General features: G+C 32.5%; 17 protein-coding genes and 1 riboswitch. All 17 genes read right to left on the bottom strand.

The genetic code is table 11. From position 1 onward, the window contains the following. Nucleotides 1-172: 172 nt before the first annotated feature. Complete coding sequence (locus Q326_RS16815; RefSeq protein WP_051531202.1) at nucleotides 173-466, bottom strand: ArsR/SmtB family transcription factor; 294 nt, start codon at nucleotides 464-466, stop codon at nucleotides 173-175. Between the two features lie 40 nt (nucleotides 467-506). Then, the gene (locus tag Q326_RS0105610; protein ID WP_026894477.1) at nucleotides 507-1886 is read right to left on the bottom strand and encodes a YfcC family protein; all 1380 of its coding nucleotides are present in this window, start codon (nucleotides 1884-1886) and stop codon (nucleotides 507-509) included. A gap of 146 nt (nucleotides 1887-2032) precedes the next feature. Then, the gene (locus Q326_RS0105605) at nucleotides 2033-2578 is read right to left on the bottom strand and encodes a GNAT family N-acetyltransferase (RefSeq protein WP_026894476.1); all 546 of its coding nucleotides are present in this window, start codon (nucleotides 2576-2578) and stop codon (nucleotides 2033-2035) included. 87 nt (nucleotides 2579-2665) lie between these two features. After that, a complete protein-coding gene (gene rimI, locus Q326_RS0105600; protein ID WP_026894475.1) occupies nucleotides 2666-3118 on the bottom strand; it encodes a ribosomal protein S18-alanine N-acetyltransferase in 453 nt (150 codons plus the stop codon). Beyond that, nucleotides 3111-3830 (bottom strand): tRNA (adenosine(37)-N6)-threonylcarbamoyltransferase complex dimerization subunit type 1 TsaB, encoded by a 720-nt coding sequence (gene tsaB / locus Q326_RS0105595; RefSeq protein WP_026894474.1) that lies wholly within the window; start codon nucleotides 3828-3830, stop codon nucleotides 3111-3113. The genes rimI and tsaB overlap by 8 nt, the downstream gene beginning before the upstream one ends. Before the next feature lie 20 nt (nucleotides 3831-3850). Then, the gene (gene tsaE, locus Q326_RS0105590) at nucleotides 3851-4312 is read right to left on the bottom strand and encodes a tRNA (adenosine(37)-N6)-threonylcarbamoyltransferase complex ATPase subunit type 1 TsaE (RefSeq protein WP_026894473.1); all 462 of its coding nucleotides are present in this window, start codon (nucleotides 4310-4312) and stop codon (nucleotides 3851-3853) included. A 273-nt stretch (nucleotides 4313-4585) separates the two neighbouring features. Further along, nucleotides 4586-5188: an ECF transporter S component gene (locus tag Q326_RS0105585; RefSeq protein WP_026894472.1), complete on the bottom strand. Its 603-nt coding sequence runs from the start codon at nucleotides 5186-5188 to the stop codon at nucleotides 4586-4588. Between the two features lie 118 nt (nucleotides 5189-5306). Beyond that, a riboswitch (FMN riboswitch) is annotated at nucleotides 5307-5425 on the bottom strand. 86 nt (nucleotides 5426-5511) lie between these two features. After that, complete coding sequence (locus tag Q326_RS0105580) at nucleotides 5512-6675, bottom strand: amidohydrolase (RefSeq protein WP_026894471.1); 1164 nt, start codon at nucleotides 6673-6675, stop codon at nucleotides 5512-5514. 48 nt (nucleotides 6676-6723) lie between these two features. Then, a complete protein-coding gene (locus tag Q326_RS0105575) occupies nucleotides 6724-8520 on the bottom strand; it encodes a hybrid sensor histidine kinase/response regulator (protein ID WP_026894470.1) in 1797 nt (598 codons plus the stop codon). Between the two features lie 223 nt (nucleotides 8521-8743). Then, nucleotides 8744-9757 (bottom strand): electron transfer flavoprotein subunit alpha/FixB family protein, encoded by a 1014-nt coding sequence (locus Q326_RS0105570; protein WP_026894469.1) that lies wholly within the window; start codon nucleotides 9755-9757, stop codon nucleotides 8744-8746. Between the two features lie 20 nt (nucleotides 9758-9777). Continuing rightward, the gene (locus tag Q326_RS0105565) at nucleotides 9778-10557 is read right to left on the bottom strand and encodes an electron transfer flavoprotein subunit beta/FixA family protein (RefSeq protein ID WP_026894468.1); all 780 of its coding nucleotides are present in this window, start codon (nucleotides 10555-10557) and stop codon (nucleotides 9778-9780) included. A gap of 29 nt (nucleotides 10558-10586) precedes the next feature. Continuing rightward, a complete protein-coding gene (locus Q326_RS0105560) occupies nucleotides 10587-11726 on the bottom strand; it encodes an acyl-CoA dehydrogenase (RefSeq protein ID WP_026894467.1) in 1140 nt (379 codons plus the stop codon). 229 nt (nucleotides 11727-11955) lie between these two features. Continuing rightward, a complete protein-coding gene (locus Q326_RS0105555; RefSeq protein ID WP_205687646.1) occupies nucleotides 11956-14103 on the bottom strand; it encodes a Tex family protein in 2148 nt (715 codons plus the stop codon). A 101-nt stretch (nucleotides 14104-14204) separates the two neighbouring features. Then, nucleotides 14205-15306 (bottom strand): peptide chain release factor 2 gene (prfB, locus tag Q326_RS0105550; protein ID WP_156936255.1). Its coding sequence is split into 2 segments (ribosomal slippage): nucleotides 14205-15230 and nucleotides 15232-15306, totalling 1101 coding nucleotides; the frame shifts between segments, so codons are not numbered across the junction. A 66-nt stretch (nucleotides 15307-15372) separates the two neighbouring features. After that, complete coding sequence (gene secA / locus Q326_RS0105540) at nucleotides 15373-18105, bottom strand: preprotein translocase subunit SecA (protein WP_026894464.1); 2733 nt, start codon at nucleotides 18103-18105, stop codon at nucleotides 15373-15375. 33 nt (nucleotides 18106-18138) lie between these two features. After that, nucleotides 18139-19533, bottom strand: coding sequence for a sensor histidine kinase (locus Q326_RS0105535; protein ID WP_026894463.1), 1395 nt, complete (start codon nucleotides 19531-19533; stop codon nucleotides 18139-18141). Nucleotides 19534-19535: 2 nt separating this feature from the next. Continuing rightward, on the bottom strand, nucleotides 19536-20228 hold the full coding sequence (locus Q326_RS0105530) for a response regulator transcription factor (RefSeq protein ID WP_026894462.1): 693 nt from the start codon (nucleotides 20226-20228) through the stop codon (nucleotides 19536-19538). Nucleotides 20229-20230: the final 2 nt, after the last annotated feature.

Here is a 20230-nt window from a genome sequence, read left to right as displayed (position 1 = left end):
TGGAAATTTACTCTTCATATTAACACCTCCAAAATAGGTTTATATGTTTAAAATCATAAACATATAAACCTTAAAATTAAGATGCACTAATAATGCATCATCTAAATATGTTTATATGTTTAAAAACATAAACATATTCTTTGAACTATATCAAATTAAAAAATAAACGATTTTAAAATGAGCCGAAGCTTACAAATTCAAGTAAAGATTCAGATAAAGAAGTCAGTGTATACATATTTACAGAGTAATATACTTCTTTACCTTCTTTTCTAGATATTAAAACCCCTGCCCGCTTTAATATTTGTAAATGATGAGAAATTGTAGGTCTAGATACACTACTGTTAGATGCAATTTCATTTACATTCATTTCTTTACTACCTAACATTTCTAAAATCTCCAATCTAGTCTCATCAGCTAACGCCTTTAATACCTCTATATCTATATTATATTGATTAATTCCTGCCATAAAAACACCTACTATCTATATGTTAAATATTCCAATAAATTTAGAAAGGTCCATATTTTATTGCAACAGCTATGGATATAATAACACATCCCTCTATACACCATATTATAAATAACGGCCATGACCACTTGGCCCATTTCCTCCAATCTACTCTCGCAATAGCCAATGCAGCCATAAAATAACCTGACGTAGGACTTATTATATTAGAAAATCCATCTCCAAATTGAAAAGCTAAGACCGCTGTCTGCCTACTTATTCCTGACATATCTGCCAATGTCTTCATTATAGGCATAGTTACAGCTGCCTGTCCACTACCCGAAGATATAAATAAGTTTATTATGCTTTGTACAATAAACATAGATATTGCATTAATTACTGGAGATACCCCCATTACTATTTTAGACAATTGATATATAACAGTGTCCATTATATTACCATATTCCATTACTACCATTACACCTTTGGCAACTCCTATTATTAACGCACCATATATAAGATTTGAAGCTCCCTTCATAAATTCACTTACTAATCTTCCAGAATTTATTCCTCCAACTATACCACATAATAAACCCATTATTAAAAAAGTAGTAGATATTTCTAATATGTGAAATTTCATCTTTATTATACCAATAGATAAAAAAACAAAAGATAAAATTAATACACATATTACTTTTATATGCTTTCTTGAAATAGAAGGTATCTTGTTAAAATTAAAATCACTACTATAACCTATTTCATTGGGATTGTCTAAACACTCATTATTCCTTAGACTATTAGCATGATTATATACAAAGATTATTGCTGTTGATAAGAATATCACATAAGCTATTCCCCTTAAAAACATGCCTGAAAACAGTGGTAACTCCGACACCCCTTGAGCTATTCCAGTCGTGAATGGATTCAAAAATCCTGCAACAAATCCAGCCCCAGCCCCTAATAAGCCCATAGCCACCCCTGTCATTCTATCAAATCCTAATGCCAACGATAAGGCTACCAACATTGGATATAATGGTAATGCCTCTTCTGCTGTACCAAAAACTGCTCCAGCTATAGAAAATATAATCATAACTATGGGAATTACTTTTTTCTCTTTACCTACATATTTTTTAACTACATTGCTAATAATTGCATTTATAGTACCTGTAGCTTGTATTATCCCAAAGCTACCTCCTGTTATCAATACAAATATAATAATATCCCCTGCCTGTATCATACCATCAGGAATTGCCTTAAACAAATCAAAAATAGATACGGGGGTTCTTTCCACAAGTCTATAACTATCTGGTATCACATAACTTATTCCTGTATCTACATCTATTTGTCTAGCAAAATTACCAGCAGGAATTACATAAGATGCTAATCCTAGAATTATAATTATAAAAAATAGTAGTACATATGAGTTGGGAATTTTTCCTTTCATAAGTATTCCTCCAAAGTACATTTTATTATGTTTAAACATATGAACATATCATGTACTTATTATATCATAAATTTCTGATAATTCAATTATATTTTATATATACACCAAAACATAAAGAGTAGTGGGATATCCCACTACTCTTTATGCTATGAATTTAAAACTTTATTTATGTCAAGTTCCATTATATACCTGTGTTCGTCTTTACCATAATAATCTTCCTTTTCAGCAACTATCTCAAAACCTAATTTGTCTCTGTAAAGCCTTATGGCTGGATCATTGTCCACATCTACAGTCAGTGTTATATATTCAAATCCATGTTCTTTCAGTTCTTCGCATATTATCTTCAAAAAATGATATCCTAAGCTATTTCCCTGAAATTCTTCTCTTATAGCTAAATCATACAGATAGCATTTGTCTTTTTCTTCCCAATCTCTCATGAATATGGCCAATCCACCAATATATTTTTCATTCTCCTCTTTAATTATAAATACATTGCCGTGGCTTATTTGTGGCACCAGTCCCCATTCATCCATGCCAGCTTCTCCAAAGATATCTAATCCAAAATTTACAATCCTATTTAACAGTTTGAGATTGAAGTCTTGAACAGCATATACATTTAAATTTCCTACACCATCTAAATTCCCTAATATTTTTTTTGGTAACGACGCTACTTCTTCTAATGTTGTTTCCATGCATCACACTCCTTGTTTTCAATTTTTTTCCATATATATATTATATCATAATCCCAGGATTGTTTCAAATTTGGGCATTAATGTCATTTATTTCTCTATGTTTTTCCACATTATAAGTGCATTTTCATTATTATCAGAGTAATAATTAGGCCTTATACCAAAAACCTTAAAATCATATTTTTCATATAATCCTTGTGCCACATAATTATGTTCCCTTACTTCCAATGTAATTCTAGGTATGCCCTTTTCTTTGCATATATCTATTATCTTCTCAAGGATTATACTACCTACTCTATATCCCCTATGAGACTTAGACACTCCTATATTAGTTATATGACCTTCGTCCATTATCAACCATATCCCACCATATCCTACTACTTTATTTGCTATTTCTACTACAATATATTCAGCCAATATATTTTTTTCAACCTCAGTTATAAAGGATTCCTTAGACCACGGAATAGAAAAACACTCTTTTTCTATTTCTAATACCTGATCAATATCTGCTAAAGTCATATTTCTTACTACTACATTATCCATTACACTCACCTAAAGAATTCTTTTTATCATATTCTCTTTCCGCTTGAGATTTTCTCAGATATTCTGGCACAAGATCATAAAAACTTTGATACTCTCCTTGTCTATATTTTTCCATAGCCAATTCTGCCACTGAAGAAGACCTTGGCATATTTAAATGTTTAGGTGCAAAAATTACTTTTTGACCTAATACTTCAATTATTTTATCTCTATAAATATGTACTGCATCTCCACTTAGTATTATAAATTCTTTTCTCTTTTTGAGTATATCTATCAACTCATCTATTTCTAATACATCTTGATTTTTATCTATTATAAATTTGTTCCTTTCCCAATGATAAATGCCTGTATATACCCTATTTCTTCTAGCATCCATTATAGGTACAATAAGTCCATCAAAATAGGGAATATTATATGCCAATGCATCGATAGTTGGAACTCCAACCACAGGCTTATCGACAGTATGGGCCAATGCCTTTATTGTAGCTATGCCTATTCTAAGTCCTGTAAATGATCCAGGACCTACCGATGCAGCAAATACATCTATATCATCAATCTTAAGCTCACAACTCTCCATAAGCTCCTTTATCATAGGCATTAACTTTTGAGAATGTGTTCTTTTATGATTAATTGTATACTCCCCTATCAATTTTTCATCATCCATTACAGCACATGTAGCTACTATACTAGATGTATCTATGGCAAAAATCTTCATTTGTGTTCCTCCTCATCCTTTTAATTATTATTTAAAATATTCTCAATCATCTTTTCATATTTTTCACCTATAGGATTTATAATTATTTTTCTTTTATTATCCGATATTCTCTCTATATTTATCTCTATCCTCTCTTTAGGTAGTATATCTCTAATCTTATCTGCCCATTCTATTATACTAACTCCATCTCCATATATATACTCATCATACCCTATATCATACATCTCTTCTTCATCTTCTATCCTATATACATCAAAATGATATACATCCCATCTACCTATATATTCATTAACTATAGTAAATGTGGGACTGGTTACATAATCATCTACTTCTAATCCTCTACAAATACTCTGAGTAATAGTAGTTTTACCTGCGCCTAGATCTCCCATAAGACATACCACATCTCCTCTACTCAAAGACTTACCCAATTCATATCCCAAATTCTCTGTTTTATCTACACTATCACTAATTATATTAATCATATTATTCTTCCTTTCTACAATACGGATTACTACTTAACTATTATATTATTTTGTACTAAAATTTACAATTAATGATATCTTTTCATATAAAAAACGCCCCTTAGGGCATTTCAGAATAATAACAAAGGCATAAAAACAGTCACTAATTTTGTAAAAAAAGTTAGTAGTTTAATGATGAAATCCACAGGATTTCTACCATCAGCTACTAACTTTTTTATATCTTTATCATAATTTTATGTCTCTCAACAGTCTATAATGCACCCTTTATGGCATTTATCTATGAAGTATATGTGATATCTTCTTATATAGTGGTATTGTTATTACAGACATCATAACACCTTTAAATAGGTTAAAAGGTATTATTACAAATAGTATAAATGTCTTAAAATCTGCTACAAATTTATTAACAGCTGCTCCCATTTCTACATACGCCTCTATAGGAGCTCCAAATAGCTTAGCATAAAAAGGAATAAGTACATAATAGTTTGCTATTGCTGCAATTCCTGTCATTACTAAAGTCCCTAAAATCATTCCAATAATTGCTGTTTTAAAACTTTTCTTTCTATAATATACCAAAGCAGCTGTATATACAAAGGCACTGCCTACTACAAAGTTTGCCAGTTCTCCAACCCCCATAGTTACTGTTCCCTTTATAGCCATATGCAATATATTCTTTAACATCTCTATTACAACTCCAGCCATTGGGCCCAATGCAAATGCACCTATAAGTGCTGGTATATCACTTAAATCTATTTTTAAAAACGGTGGTGCAAACCAAAGGGGTACTTCTATATACATAACTAAAAAAGCTATTACTGATAAAACTGCTGTTTTTGTGAGCATTCTTGTGGTCAATTTTTCTCTTAATGTTAACATAATATATACCTCCATTCGTGCCTGAAACCTTCAGAGTTAGTATATATCAAAAAACCCTTGAAGAAACTTCTTCAAGGGCTCATATCGTATATAAACTGGCATTAGAAACCAGCACTATACTAACCTTCTTCCATCCAGACTATACTGTCGGCCTTGGACTTACACCAAGTCAACTCCTTTAAGAGTTCGCGGGCTTTAACCGCCGGTCGGGAATTCAACCCTGCCCTGAAGATTAGGCTTCATATTTTATTATTTTACACCTTTATTATTGCATATAATATGACATATGTCAATAATTTTTAAATATTTTTGTTATCCTTTTATCAATTATTATTTAATACAACATTACCGTTTATTATAGTCTTTACAACTTTAAAGTTTACATCTTTTAGCGGATGTCCTTCAGTTATTACTATATCAGCATCTTTTCCAACTTCAATACTTCCTACTCTATCATCAATGCCTAAAATTTCTGCTGGATTTATTGTTATTGCCTTTAAAGCTTCCATTTCGTCCATGCCTGATTTCACAGCTAATCCTGCACATAACGGCAAATAATATTGGGGAATAACGGGTGAATCAGTCATAATAGCTATCTTCATTCCTGCTTTCTGTAATATTCCTGGAGTTTCAAATGTTAAATTTCTCAACTCATATTTGCTTCTATCGGTTAGACTAGGACCAATTATAGCAGGCTTTTGTTCCTTTATCAAATGATCTACTATTAAATGTCCTTCAGTACAATGGTCCAATGTTATGTCCACATCAAATTCTTTAGCTATCCTTATGGCTGTAAGTATGTCATCTGCTCTATGGGCATGGGCCTTTAGAGGTATTTCCTTCCTCAATACCTTTGCCATAGATTCCATTTTTATATCATATTCTGGCATCTTACTTATATCTCCCTCTGCCATCTGCTGTTTTTCCATATAAAGTTTAGCTTTAAATAAAGTTTCTCTTAATATCCCAGCGGTTGCCATTCTAGTAACTGGAGATTTTTTTTGTTCATTATATACCCTCTTAGGATTTTCTCCAAAGGCAATTTTCATAGCCACAGGGGCTTTAACCAACATGTCGTCTACTCTATTTCCATATGTCTTTATTACAGCAAATTCTCCTCCTATAACATTTGCACTGCCAGGACCTGTAGCTACACAAGTTACTCCTCCTTCATATGCCTCTTTAAATGTTACATCCATAGGGTTTATGCCATCTATTGCCCGTAAATGGGGAGTTACTGGTTCTACCCTTTCATTACCATCTTCTCCTTCAAATCCTATGCCGTCTTCAAATAACCCTATATGACAATGGGCATCAATAAATCCTGGGAATACTAATTTTCCATCTGCATCAATTATCTCTGCATCCAACGGTGCTACTATATTCTTTCCCACTTCTTTAATCTTTCCATTTTCAATTAATATACTACCATTTTCAATAATATCTCCAGCCATTGTTAGTATATTTCCACCCTTAATTACTATCACAAAATCATCTCCTTTTATTTGCTCATAGAAATTTTCATGAAATATTATCTATAAACTAGCAACTAAACCCTCCATAGTCACTTTCTCTAAAGCATAACTAATATCCTCTAAAGTACAAGGCTTTCCTAGAATATAATCTATTTCTTTTATTTCACTATCTTCTATTTCTCCTGTCCACCCTGTCATTAGAACAACCTTAGTATTGGGATTATGTTTTTTTACAATCTTAGACACTTCAATTCCATTGAAATTAGGCATAGCCAAATCACAAAATATAGCATCATAATCCTTCTCTTTTATTATACTGTTAATATTACTACTGTCAATTTCTATATCTGTTTCTACTCCCAGTGATTCCAATAATTCTGATATGGATTTAGCTACATACTTTTTATCATCTAATACTAAAACTTTAGATATTCGAAAGCTTTTCTCACCATATTTTTGTATTGGTTCACTTTCACATACTATATCGTCACTAAAAGAATCAAAGGATATGATGAACTCAGTTCCATAACCTGGAGTGCTTTTAACCGCTATATCTCCATTGTGCTCATCTATTATTTTCTTAACTATGCTAAGCCCTAAACCAGAACCTTTACATTCTTTAGTACTGTAAAAAGGCTCAAATATCTTATCTATAAGTTCCTTTCTCATTCCTATACCAGTATCCTTTATCTCTAAATACGTTTTACAGCCGCTATCATAAGTATTTATAAATAATTTGCCCCCTTTTTCCATAGCATCAATAGCATTCAATACTATATTTAATATGACTTCCCTTATTTCATGTTCTACACAAATAATAGCATTTTTAGACTTTAAATCTGTAATTACTTTAAAATCTATATGTCTTCTTTCAAAGTCATTCTTCCATCGTGGTTTGCAAATATCTATAGCGGTTTTAACCAATTTATTTAAATTAGCCTTCTTTTTTATTCTCTCTCCCTTTTTTATAGTCAATGTCTGTATTTTTTTTACCATATCTTTTCCATCCAATGATGACTTATATATTAAGTCTAGATATCTTCTAGCTTTAATATCTGTTGTTTTCTTTAGCCCTAATTGAGAAAATCCCAATATAGATGTCAATATATTATTAAAGTCATGGGTTATACCCCCTGCTAGTTCTCCCAACATCTTTAATTTCTCAACTTTTAGATTCTTCTCCCTTTCTTTTATCATTTCTTCATTAGTATTATGTATTTTTACTATATATTTCAATAATATCTCTATCTTCTCAAAGTCTTCTTCTCCATAGGTATATATTTTATAATCATCCCCCAATATAAATACATTGTGAAGATAAAACAAGTCTAAAAATATCTCTTTTATAAATCCATGTACATTATATTTTATGAAAGCCATTATTCCTTCATCTATAGTTAAATCTAACAAACTTCTATGTAATTCATATATTTCACTATTATATAAATACTTTCTATATATGCCTTCTCTTACACAAAACAATACTATATTTTCTTTTCCTTTAGATTTTAAATCCTTAATGATATTTCTGTATATATTAATTATATCTTTAACTACTATATTGTCATTATTTATAAAATTATCTTCTACAAATATAGGTATTATATGCTTTTGTTCTATTAATATATCAATCTGATAACCAATAGATTTAAGAAACTTTTCTAAAGTCTCTAAGGATTCAATTTTTGTATACTCAAATATCATGCATCCATTATTATCAAAAACATTTTTACAAAACTCTTTAAGGAAATATAAATTTTTACTGTTAGAGTCGGTACTTATTATACCACAATATATACCCTTTTTATATGTGGATGTATTTTGTACTAAATCATTACAAATGCAATTATTATCCATTATGTCTCACCCCTTAAGAAACGTAAGCACTACAAATTCTCCATAGTTTATTATTCTATTTTTTCTATAAAATTCCTCCATTTCAACCTAAAATATAGCTAAACAAATTTATTGGCACATATTTTAATCGTCTAATCATAGAAATAAAAATAGAGACGGCATGCCGTCTCTATTTTTCGCATATTGTATATATTTTAAAATATAATAAATGGGATCTATATTATTACTCTACATAATTATCTTTAAATTGAGCTGTCATTTCTGGAACTATTTTATTTAAGTCTCCAACTAATCCAACATCTGCAACAGACATGATAGATGCCCCTGAATCTTTATTAATAGCTATTATATAGTCACTATCCTGCATACCAGCTAAATGTTGAATTGCTCCTGAAATACCACATGCAATATATACCACTGGTCTCACAGTCTTTCCTGTTTGTCCTACTTGTAATTCATGATCTATCCAACCATTATCTATAGCTGCCCTTGAACCTGCTACTGTTCCACCCATTGCATCTGCAAGATCTTCTAATATTTTAAAGTTTTCTTTACTACCTACGCCTCTACCACCAGCTACTATTATTTGAGCTTCACTTATGTCTACTAAGTCTTTAGATTCCTTTATAACTTCCAGTATTTTTACCTTTAAATCATCTTCTGTCAACTTAGAAGATACTTTTTCTATTTTATTATCATCTATCCTAGATTCATCTCTCTGTAACTTGGTGAAAACTCCAGGTCTTACAGTGGACATTTGAGGTCTATGTTCTGTACACATGATAGTAGCCATTAAGTTCCCACCAAATGCTGGTCTTGTCATCATTAAGTGACCTGTCTCTTCCTCCACATCTAATGCTGTACAATCTGCTGTTAATCCTGTTGAAAGTCTTGCTGCCAATCTTGGTCCTAAATCCCTTCCAACAAATGTTGCGCCTATAAACATGGCCTCTGGCTTTCTTTCATTAACTAATTCACATATAGCCTTCGTGTAACCATCTGTAGTATAGTGAGCTAATTTCTCGTCTTCTACATATATCACATTATCTGCTCCATATGCTAATAATTCCTTTGCAAGATCATCAACTTTATCTCCCAATAAAACCGCTGTCAATTCCACTCCTAATTTGTCAGCTATATTCCTTCCATTTCCTAATAATTCCAATGCTACCTTTTGTAATTCTCCATCCCTTTGTTCCGCAAATACCCAAACACCTTTATACTCTGATATATTCATTCCGTTTCCCTCCTATTCTATTAAATATAGTGTTTTTCCTTTAGTTTTGAAAGAGCCAATGCCGCTGCCTCTTTTGTTGGCAATTCAACTATTTCTCCTTTTCCCTTTGTCTCTTTAGGCCATGATCTTTTTACTTTAGTTGGCGATCCCTTCAATCCTAAAACTGACTTGTCCACATCTATATCATCTGCATTCCATACCTTTACTTCTTTTTCAAATGTATTAAATATCTCTCCCATATTCATATACCTTGGTTCATTTAATGTATCTATAGCTGTGAGTAAGCATGGTGTTTTCACTTCTAACATCTCATAACCATCTTCCAATGCCCTTCTTACTTTTAGAAAATCTCCTTCAACTTTTACTTCTTCAACATAGGTTACTTGAGCAATGCCTAAATGTTCCGCTATTCCAGGTCCAACCTGTGCAGTATCACCATCTATAGCTTGTCTACCTGCAAAAATTATATCGTAATCTAATTTTCTTAATGCTCCTGCCAATGCATTTGAAGTAGCCAATGTATCTGCTCCTGCAAATGCTCTATCTGTAATTAACACTGTATCATCTGCACCCATGGCAATAGCTTCCCTTAATACAGCTTCTGCCTGTGGAGGTCCCATAGTAATTACAGTAACCCTTGCTCCATTTTCATCCTTTAATCTCAATGCTTCTTCTAAAGCATTTTTATCATCGGGATTCATAATTGATGGAACTCCTTCTCTTATAAGGGTTCCTTTTTTTGGATCTATTTTAACTTCATTTGTATCTGGAACTTGTTTTACACAAACAACTATATTCATATCTCCTACCTCCTTAAATGTTTTTTATACTATCTGAACATTGCCCCTGAAATAACCATTCTTTGAACTTCATTAGTTCCCTCATATATTTGAGTTATCTTAGCATCTCTCATCATTCTTTCCAATGGATAATCTTTAATAAATCCATATCCACCTAACATTTGAACACAATTTGTTGTTACATACATAGCACAATCTGATGCTGTCATTTTAGCCAATGCTGCTGATACTGAATATGATTTTCCATCATTTTTATCCATTGCAGCTTTATATACTAGATATCTAGCTTGCTCTATCCTTGCCTTTAAATCCGCCATTCTAAATGATAGATATTGGAATTTATGAAGTGGTTTCCCAAATTGCTTTCTTTCTTTCATGTATTCTATAGTCTCTTCTAATGCCCCTTCAGCAATACCCAATGCTTGAGCAGCTACACCTATTCTTCCCCCATCAAGGGTCTTCATTGCGATACCAAATCCTCTGCCCTCTTTACCAAGTAAGTTTTCTGCTGGTACTCTACAATCTTCTAAAACAACTTCACCAACTTGAGATGATCTGATTCCCATCTTATCTTCAATTTTTCCAATTGATATCCCATCATATTCTTTTTCCACTATAAATGCTGAAATTCCCTTAGTACCTTTACTTCTATCTGTCATGGCAAATATTACAAAAGTATCTGCAATAGGGCTATTTGTTATAAAACATTTTTGTCCGTTTAATATATAATGCTCTCCATCTTTCACTGCAATTGTCTGTTGTCCTGAAGCATCAGTTCCTGCATTTGGTTCTGTCAAGCCAAATGAACCTATTTTTCTACCAGAGCATAAATCTGGAAGATATTTTTTCTTTTGTTCTTCAGTACCAAAGGCATTCAATGCTCCCATACAAAGAGATGTCTGTACTGAATATGATATGCCCAATGAGCCATCTACCTTTGAAATCTCTTCTACAGCAAGGATATATGACAAATAATCTCCTCCTGCCCCTTCATAATCTGTGGAATAAGGCAGACCTATCAATCCCATTTTCCCCATTTTTTTATATTGTTCCATAGGAAAAATCCCTGTCTGGTCAGCTTCTGCTGCTATAGGTTTCACTTCATTCTGTGCAAAATCCCTAACTGATTGAACAACTAACTTTTGCTCTTTACTTAATTCAAAGTTCATTGCCTCTCCTCCTAAATTTTATAATTAAATTTTTATTGTATACTTTCATTATCTGACACAATTTTAACCAATATATTTCTATTGTACAAGTACGCACTTTTATGTGATATTATATAATATTTGTATTATAGTATCATTTTTGTATCATAGTATCTAAAAAGATACTATAAGTTTATCAAAATATGAAAAAATGCCTGTGTAGGTGTGATCACACCTACACAGGCATTTTTTATACTTCTCTTATACTCAAAGATATCTTTCCCCTATCCTTATCTATCCCTATAATTTTTGCATTCACAACATCTCCCACTGATAAGACCTCCATAGGATGTTTTATAAATCTATCACTAATTTGGGATATATGTACCAATCCATCTTGTTTTACACCAATATCTACAAATGCTCCAAAGTCTACTACATTTCTTACAGTTCCCGTTAATACCATATTTTCCTTTAAATCTTCTATCTTCAATACATCAGTTCTAAATATAGGTTTTGGCATTTCTTCCCTGGGATCTCTGCCTGGCTTTTTAAGCTCTGTTATAATATCATTCAAAGTTGGTATCCCAACATCTAGTTCTTCAGCTAGTACATCTAACCCCTTGTTTTTTACTAATAAATCTACTACAGCTGTACTGTTTTTATCATTTATATCTATATTAAGTCTATCTATGAGTTTATCAGCTACATCATAAGATTCAGGATGTACTGATGTATTATCTAAGACATTGTCTCCTCCAGAAATCCTCAAAAATCCTGCACATTGTACAAATGTCTGGTTGCCTAGTCGCTTCACATCCAATAGCTGATTCCTGTTGGTAAATCGTCCTATCTCTTCTCTATGTCTAACTATATTATTTGCTACAGATTTAGATATACCTGAAACGTATTGTAACAATGATGGAGATGCTGTATTTAGGTCTACCCCCACAGTATTTACACAATCTTCTACTACCGCCTTCAATGCCTCATCTAATTTACCTTGATTTAAATCATGCTGATACTGTCCTACACCCACATGCTTAGGATCTATTTTTACCAATTCAGCCAATGGATCTTGCAATCTTTTTGCTATGGATATGGCACCTCTAATAGATACATTTATATCAGGATACTCTTCATTGGCTATCTTAGATGCCGAATATACAGATGCTCCCGCTTCACTAACTATAACATAATATACCTTTTTGTCGATTTCCTTTATCATATCTGCTACTATACTCTCAGACTCCCGTGATGCTGTACCATTGCCTATGGCTATAATGTCCACACCATATTTTAAAATAAGGTCTTTTAATTCTTTTTTTGCTTCCTCTACCTTGTTTTGAGGTTCTGTTGGGTATACTGTAGTATAGTCCAATAGTTTTCCTGTTTCGTCTACTACTGCTATTTTACATCCAGTTCTATATGCGGGATCAAACCCCATAACTACTATATTATTCATCGGTGGTTGCATCAATAAGGGCTTTAAGTTTTTAGCAAATATTTTTATTCCTTCATCCTCTGCTACTTCTGTAAGGCTACTCCTTATATCTCTTTCTATAGATGGAGATATAAGTCTTTTATATCCATCTTCCACTGCCGCCTCTAAATAAGGTGTTGTTATAGCTTCCCTATTTTTTAACATTCTATTTTTTAAATCATCTATTATTTCATGCTCTGGTGATTCTATCTTTGCCCTTACAACCTTTTCCTTCTCTGCTCTATTTATGGCTAACACCCTATGATTTGCAACTTTCTTTACTGGTTCTCTATAATCATAGTACATCTCATATACAGATTTAGCTTCCTTATCTGTGGCAGTTGTCACCAATATACCTTCATTATATGTCTTTCTTCTTATTATTTTTCTAAAATCTGCATTATCAGATACTGTTTCTGCTATTATATCCATTGCTCCCTGTAAAGCATCTTCTACAGTATTAACCTCTTTTTCTTCATCTATATATGGAGATACAATAGTCTCTATATCTCCTGTCAATACATCTTGACTCAATATAATATTGGCCAATGGCTCTAATCCCTTTTCTTTGGCCTTAGTAGCTCTAGTTCTACGTTTCTGTTTATAAGGCCTGTACAAATCCTCTACTCTCTGTAGTGTCTTTGCCTCAATTATTTCATTCTGAAGTTTATCTGTAAGCTTGTCCTGATCCGATATAAGCCTTATTACTTCTTCTTTTCTACTTTCTAAATTTCTTAAATATGTAAGTCTGTCATTTAAGTCCCTTAAAACCACATCACTTAATTCCCCAGTCTTTTCCTTTCTATATCGAGCAATAAAGGGAATAGTATTTCCTTCATCTATAAGTTTTATGGTATTTTCAACTTGAAATTTCTTGAGCTTGAATTCATTTACTAATATTGAAATAATATCCATTATTCCACTCCTTTATTTAGCCTTAGCTAATAGTTAGTAAAGTTATGATTTGAAATCCATAGGACTTCCACCATAAACTACTAACTACTAGCTAATAGCTGCTAACTATTCTTTTTCAAATATTCATTTATAAATATATCTATATCTCCATCCATAACTGCTGTGGTATTTCCTTTTTCTGCATTAGTTCTATGGTCTTTTACTAAATTATATGGATGAAATACATAGGATCTTATCTGTGACCCCCATGCAATTTGATTATAATTTCCTTGTAAATCTTCAATTTTTTCTTTTTGCTCCTGCTCTTTTAATTCTATAAGTTTTGATGTGAGCATCTTCATTGCCGTTGCCCTATTGCTATGTTGTGACCTCTCATTTTGACACTGTACCACTATGCCAGTGGGAATATGAGTTATCCTTACCGCTGAATCAGTTTTATTTACATGCTGGCCCCCTGCTCCACTGGCCCTGTAGGTATCTACCTTTAAATCATTGGGGTTTATATCAATATCTATATTATCATCGATTTCAGGCATTACATCTACTGAAGCAAAGGATGTATGTCTTCTACCTGATGAATCAAAGGGTGATATCCTCACTAATCTATGGACCCCTTTTTCACATTTTAAATATCCATAGGCATTAACTCCCTTAATCAAAAGAGTCACACTTTTTATTCCTGCCTCTGTATCGGGGAGTATATCTAAAGTTTCTAGTTTATATCCCTTTCTTTCACTCCACCTTGTATACATCCTTAGAAGCATCTCCGCCCAATCCTGTGCCTCTAATCCTCCTGCCCCTGAGTGAATAGAAAGTATAGCATTGTTCTTATCATATTCCCCTTTCAAAAGGGTGCTCAGCCTTAAATCCTCTACTCTCTTTTCCAAGTCTTTTACGCTATTTTTTATATCTGAAACCATAGAAGGGTCATTTTCTTCTTGTACCATATCTATTAATAATAATATTTCATCACTATCCCTTACTATACCCTTATATTGATTTAATTTTTCCTTCAAATCATTAGCATCCTGACTTACCTTCTGTGCCCTTTCATTATCATTCCAGAATTCAGGATCCGTCATTTCTTTTTCCAAATCTTTTATCTTAGACTCAATACTAGCTGGGTCAAAGTGAAACACCTATTTCTTTTATAGTTTCTTTTAATGATTCAATATTGGATTTGAATTCATCAAGCTCAATTATCACACTATCAACTCCTATACATTAGTTTTACTTCAAACTACGAACTAATAACTACTAACTAAATCTTTATCTTCCACAACATTTCTTATACTTTTTACCACTACCACAGGGACAGGGTTCATTTCTACCTATTTTTCTGCCCTTTACCACTGTCTTTTGTTTAGGAGATTCTCCCCCATGACTAGCACCTGTTACTTTAGCTACCTTCTTTCTTTCAACCTTTTCTTCTGCTCTTAAATTATATAGATACTTTACTGTGTCTATTTTTATATTATGCACCATAGCCTCAAACATATCAAACCCTTCCATCTGATATGCCCTAACAGGGTCTTCATTTCCTAATGCTCTAAGACCTATACCTTGTCTCAATTGATCCATAGCATCTATATGATCCATCCACTTACTATCTACAACTCTAAGGAGAATTACCCTTTCTATTTCCCTTATCTGTTCTTGCCCTATTTCTTCTTCCTTCTCTTCATAGAGTTTTTTAGCTATATCCATTATTCTGTTCTTCAAATCATCAGTAGTCAAATCTTCTATATCTTCAAATTGTAGGCTGTTTTTAGGCAAGAATATATTACCTAAATATTCTTCAAGACCAGTTAAATCCCAGTCTTCAGGATATTTGGCTTCAGCTGTATATACATTAACTGCATCGACCACTATATCTTCAACCATAGAAGCAATATATGCCTTTAAATCTTCTCCTTCTAGTACCATCTTTCTCTGTTCATATATTACTTCTCTTTGTTTATTCATTACATCGTCATATTGAAGAACATGTTTCCTTATGCCAAAGTTTCTGCCTTCCACTCTTCTTTGGGCACCCTCTATAGATTTTGACAATAATTTATGCTCCAAAGGTTCGTCATCTGGCATACCCAAACTATTTACCATTCCCATTATTTTTTCACTACCGAAAAGTCTCATTAAGTCATCTTCAAGGGATATGAAAAACCTAGAGGAACCAGGATCTCCCTGTCTACCTGCACGTCCTCTTAACTGATTATCTATCCTTCTAGACTCATGCCTTTCAGTACCTATAATATGAAGTCCACCAGCTTCTATTACTTTCTGTTCTTCATCTTTAGTATCATCTTTATACTTCTGTACCAATTTATTTAATGTATCTTTGGCATCTATTATTTCTTTATCCTCTGTGCTTGTATGACTATCTGCCAATGCTATCATATGCTCACTATAGCCTCTTTTCTTCATTTCAGACTTAGCCATAAATTCAGGATTTCCTCCCAACACAATATCTGTACCTCTACCTGCCATATTTGTAGCTATAGTAACAGCTCCAAAACGTCCTGCCTGTGCAACTATATCTGCTTCCCTTTCATGATGCTTTGCATTTAATACCTCATGGGGTATCCTAGCCTTTTTAAGCATTTTACTAAGTGTTTCTGAATTTTCTATAGATATGGTACCAACAAGTACTGGTTGACCTTTGCTATGTTTCTCTTTAATTTCCTCAATCACTGCATCAAATTTAGCCTCTTCACTTTTATATACCGTATCTGGATAATCTGCCCTTATAACAGGTTTATTAGTAGGTATCTCTATTACATCCATTCCGTATATATGTTTAAATTCTTCTTCCTCAGTTTTAGCTGTACCTGTCATACCTGAAAGCTTTTCATACATCCTAAAGTAATTTTGAAATGTTATAGTTGCCAATGTCTTTGATTCTCTTTTTACATCTAGCCCCTCTTTGGCTTCTATTGCTTGATGTAGTCCATCACTATATCTCCTACCAAACATAAGTCTTCCAGTAAAGTCATCTACTATAACTACCTCTCCATCTTTAACCACATAATCCTTATCCCTAAACATAAGATTATGTGCCTTTAATGCCTGATTAATATGATGAGATAACTCCATATTTTTAGTGTCAGCCAGATTTTCTACACTAAAAAAGTTCTCTGCTTTTTTTATACCCTTTTCTGTTAAGTTTACTATCTTAGACTTTTCATCTATGGTAAAATCTACAGTCTCTTCTTTTATCTCTCTACTAAATCTATCATTTTTTTCATTAGGATCAATTTTTCTTCCCTTTAGAGTTTGTACAAAGGAATTTGCAGCCATATAGAGACTGGTAGATTTATCCCCTGCTCCTGATATAATAAGGGGAGTTCTGGCTTCATCTATAAGTATACTATCTACCTCATCTATAATGGCATAATTTAACTCCCTTTGAACCATTTCTTTTTTATATATGACCATATTATCCCTTAGATAATCAAATCCAAATTCATTATTTGTTCCATATGTGATATCCCTATTATATGCATCTTTTCTCTCACTACTATCCATATCATGACTTATACATCCCACAGTAAGACCTAAAAATTCGTATAATTTACCCATCCATTCCTTATCTCTTTGAGCTAGATAGTCATTTACTGTTATGACATGTACTCCTTTGCCTTCTAGGGCATTTAAATATACCGGTAATGTTGCAACCAATGTCTTACCTTCACCTGTTTTCATCTCAGCTATACTTCCTTGGTGCAATACCATACCACCTATAAGCTGTACCCTATAGTGTTTCATACCCAATACCCTATATGCTGCCTCTCTAACAACTGCAAATGCCTCTGGCAATATATCATCGAGGGTATCTCCACCCTTTAATCTTTCCTTAAAATATTGAGTTTTTTCCTTCAATTGTTCATCTGTTAATGCTTGCATTTCTTCATCTAAGCTCTCTATTTTATCTATGGTTGGTTCCATTCTTTTTATTTCCCTTTGACTATAGGTACCAAATACCTTTTCAAAAAATTTCTTCATATATATATACCACCTTCTAAAGTATTATGATATTTATCTATCATAATATTTTATCATAAATTTACTTCCTTGTCCTTCTTTACTCTCTACATCTATAGTGCCTCCATGGGCCTCAACTATAGTCTTAACTATTGTAAGCCCTACTCCAGATCCTCCTGTTTTCCTATTTCTAGACTTTTCACTCCTATAGAATCGTTCAAATATATAATCAATGTCTTCTTCTGGTATACCTATACCATTATCTTCTATTGTAACCAGAATATAATTTTTTTTATCTTTTAATTCTATATATACAAACCCTCCTTCCTTGGAAAATTTCAAACCATTAGAAATAATATTTATAAATACTTGACTCAATTTATCCCTATCGCCCATAATATATATTTCTTCATCTATATCAGTTTTTAATTCAACATTACTTCTAACAAACTGATATCTGAAGTTTTCAACTATATCCATCAATAGCTTAGATAGATTTACTGATTCCTTAGTGATCTCAAATTTATGATTTTCTATATCTGCTACATACTTTAACTGCTCCACTAGCTTATTTAGCCTATATACTTCATTTCTTATTACTTCCATTCTTTCAATATTAGGCTCCCATATACCATCTGCTAAGGCTTCAGTATGACTCTGTAAAATAGATAGTGGAGTCCTAAGTTCATGGGATATATCAGAGGTGAGTTGTTTTCTAAACATATTTTGTTCTTCTAAGGATTTTGCTAAATGGTTTATGGAATAGGTCAATTCCTTAAATTCAATTATTTTATTCTCTTCCTTCAGTTTTATATTCAAATTTCCATTTCTTATTTTATTAGATGCCTTAGTAATATTAATTATTGGTTTAGATAATATATCTGAAAAATATATACCCATAATAACTGCAACCGCTATGGAAAAAAGTGCTCCATATAATATAGACATATTTATTCCCTTCGTAAAATCTACTTCCCTCTCGGATATCATAAAAGGCCCTTCATACCCTATCTCTATTGTACCTATCTTCTTATCATTAAAAAACACCTTATGAATTTCTGTTCTATAATCATCTGTTGTATTTGTATCATCCATCATTCCATGTCCCATTCCGCCCATCATTCTCCTATGCATTTCCATCATGGAATTTGTCATATCTTGATTATATATAACATCCCCTCTTATATCACGAATAACTATATCAAATCCATTTATAACGGGAGATACATCTATATTCTCCAACACCCTTCTATTCCATTGTTTATCTAGAGAATATGCATATTCAACAAGTTCTATTATAGATTTAATCTTGTCTTCCTGTTCCTCTTCCATATACATATTAAATTTTTGGAATATAGTTATATTTGCAATAATGCTTACCAAGAAAATCGCCACCAAAGTTGTGGCCAAAAACATAATAGTAGTCCTTGCTTTTAATCTTTGGAACATAGCTATTCCCCCATGAATTTGTATCCGATTCCATATACAGTTATGATGTATTTATTATCTTTATCTTCAATTTTTTTCCTTAAATTTTTTATATGGGCATCTATTGTCCTATCGTATCCCTCATAATCATATCCCAATACCTTAATCACCAATTCCTCTCTTGAAAATACCTTTCCTATATTCTGTGCCATAAGCTGTAATATATCAAACTCTGTGGGAGTTATATCTAATAATTTTTCTTTTTTTATGACATCCCTTTTATTAGTATCTATAATCAAATCTCCATTATTAATTTCTATTATTTGAGCTTTTATTGTACTATCTCTATTAGTTCTGCGAAGTATGGCCCTAATCCTAGCCAATAGTTCCTTTGGGCTAAAGGGTTTAGTCAAATAATCATCTGCCCCTAAGTCCAGCCCGTAGATTCTATCTCCTTCTTCTACTTTGGCAGTAAGCATAAGTACTGGTACAGATGATTTAATCCTTATCTTTTTACATACATCTTCTCCTGATAATCCAGGGATCATCAAATCTAAAACTACAAAATTCACTTGATTTTTCTCAAATTTATCTATTGCTTCATATCCATCATATGCTACCAATACATCATATCCATCCTTCTCAAGATATGCCTTTATTACCTTTACTATCTCTTCTTCATCATCTACTACCAGCACCCTTTGTTTTTCATTCAAAT

It is taken from the genome of Clostridiisalibacter paucivorans DSM 22131 (genome assembly GCF_000620125.1).
Classification (GTDB): Bacteria; Bacillota; Clostridia; order Tissierellales; family Clostridiisalibacteraceae; genus Clostridiisalibacter; species Clostridiisalibacter paucivorans.
Note: the sequence above shows the minus strand (reverse complement) of the source record. Positions and strands in the feature narration are given on the sequence as shown.

Bases quoted from the DNA above. Each gene is read 5' to 3' on its own strand.
- tsaB (WP_026894474.1), bottom strand. From the start codon at position 3,830: ATGAAGATTTTTGCCATAGATACATCTAGTATAGTAGCTACATGTGCT.
- tsaE (WP_026894473.1), bottom strand. From the start codon at position 4,312: ATGATTAATATAATTAGTGATAGTGTAGATAAAACAGAGAATTTGGGA.
- Q326_RS0105555 (WP_205687646.1), bottom strand. From the start codon at position 14,103: ATGGATATTATTTCAATATTAGTAAATGAATTCAAGCTCAAGAAATTT.
- Q326_RS0105560 (WP_026894467.1), bottom strand. From the start codon at position 11,726: ATGAACTTTGAATTAAGTAAAGAGCAAAAGTTAGTTGTTCAATCAGTT.
- Q326_RS0105575 (WP_026894470.1), bottom strand. From the start codon at position 8,520: ATGGATAATAATTGCATTTGTAATGATTTAGTACAAAATACATCCACA.
- Q326_RS0105535 (WP_026894463.1), bottom strand. From the start codon at position 19,533: ATGTTCCAAAGATTAAAAGCAAGGACTACTATTATGTTTTTGGCCACA.
- Q326_RS16815 (WP_051531202.1), bottom strand. From the start codon at position 466: ATGGCAGGAATTAATCAATATAATATAGATATAGAGGTATTAAAGGCG.
- Q326_RS0105585 (WP_026894472.1), bottom strand. From the start codon at position 5,188: ATGTTAACATTAAGAGAAAAATTGACCACAAGAATGCTCACAAAAACA.
- Q326_RS0105605 (WP_026894476.1), bottom strand. From the start codon at position 2,578: ATGGAAACAACATTAGAAGAAGTAGCGTCGTTACCAAAAAAAATATTA.
- Q326_RS0105565 (WP_026894468.1), bottom strand. From the start codon at position 10,557: ATGAATATAGTTGTTTGTGTAAAACAAGTTCCAGATACAAATGAAGTT.
- secA (WP_026894464.1), bottom strand. From the start codon at position 18,105: ATGAAGAAATTTTTTGAAAAGGTATTTGGTACCTATAGTCAAAGGGAA.
- Q326_RS0105570 (WP_026894469.1), bottom strand. From the start codon at position 9,757: ATGAATATATCAGAGTATAAAGGTGTTTGGGTATTTGCGGAACAAAGG.
- rimI (WP_026894475.1), bottom strand. From the start codon at position 3,118: ATGGATAATGTAGTAGTAAGAAATATGACTTTAGCAGATATTGATCAG.
- Q326_RS0105610 (WP_026894477.1), bottom strand. From the start codon at position 1,886: ATGAAAGGAAAAATTCCCAACTCATATGTACTACTATTTTTTATAATT.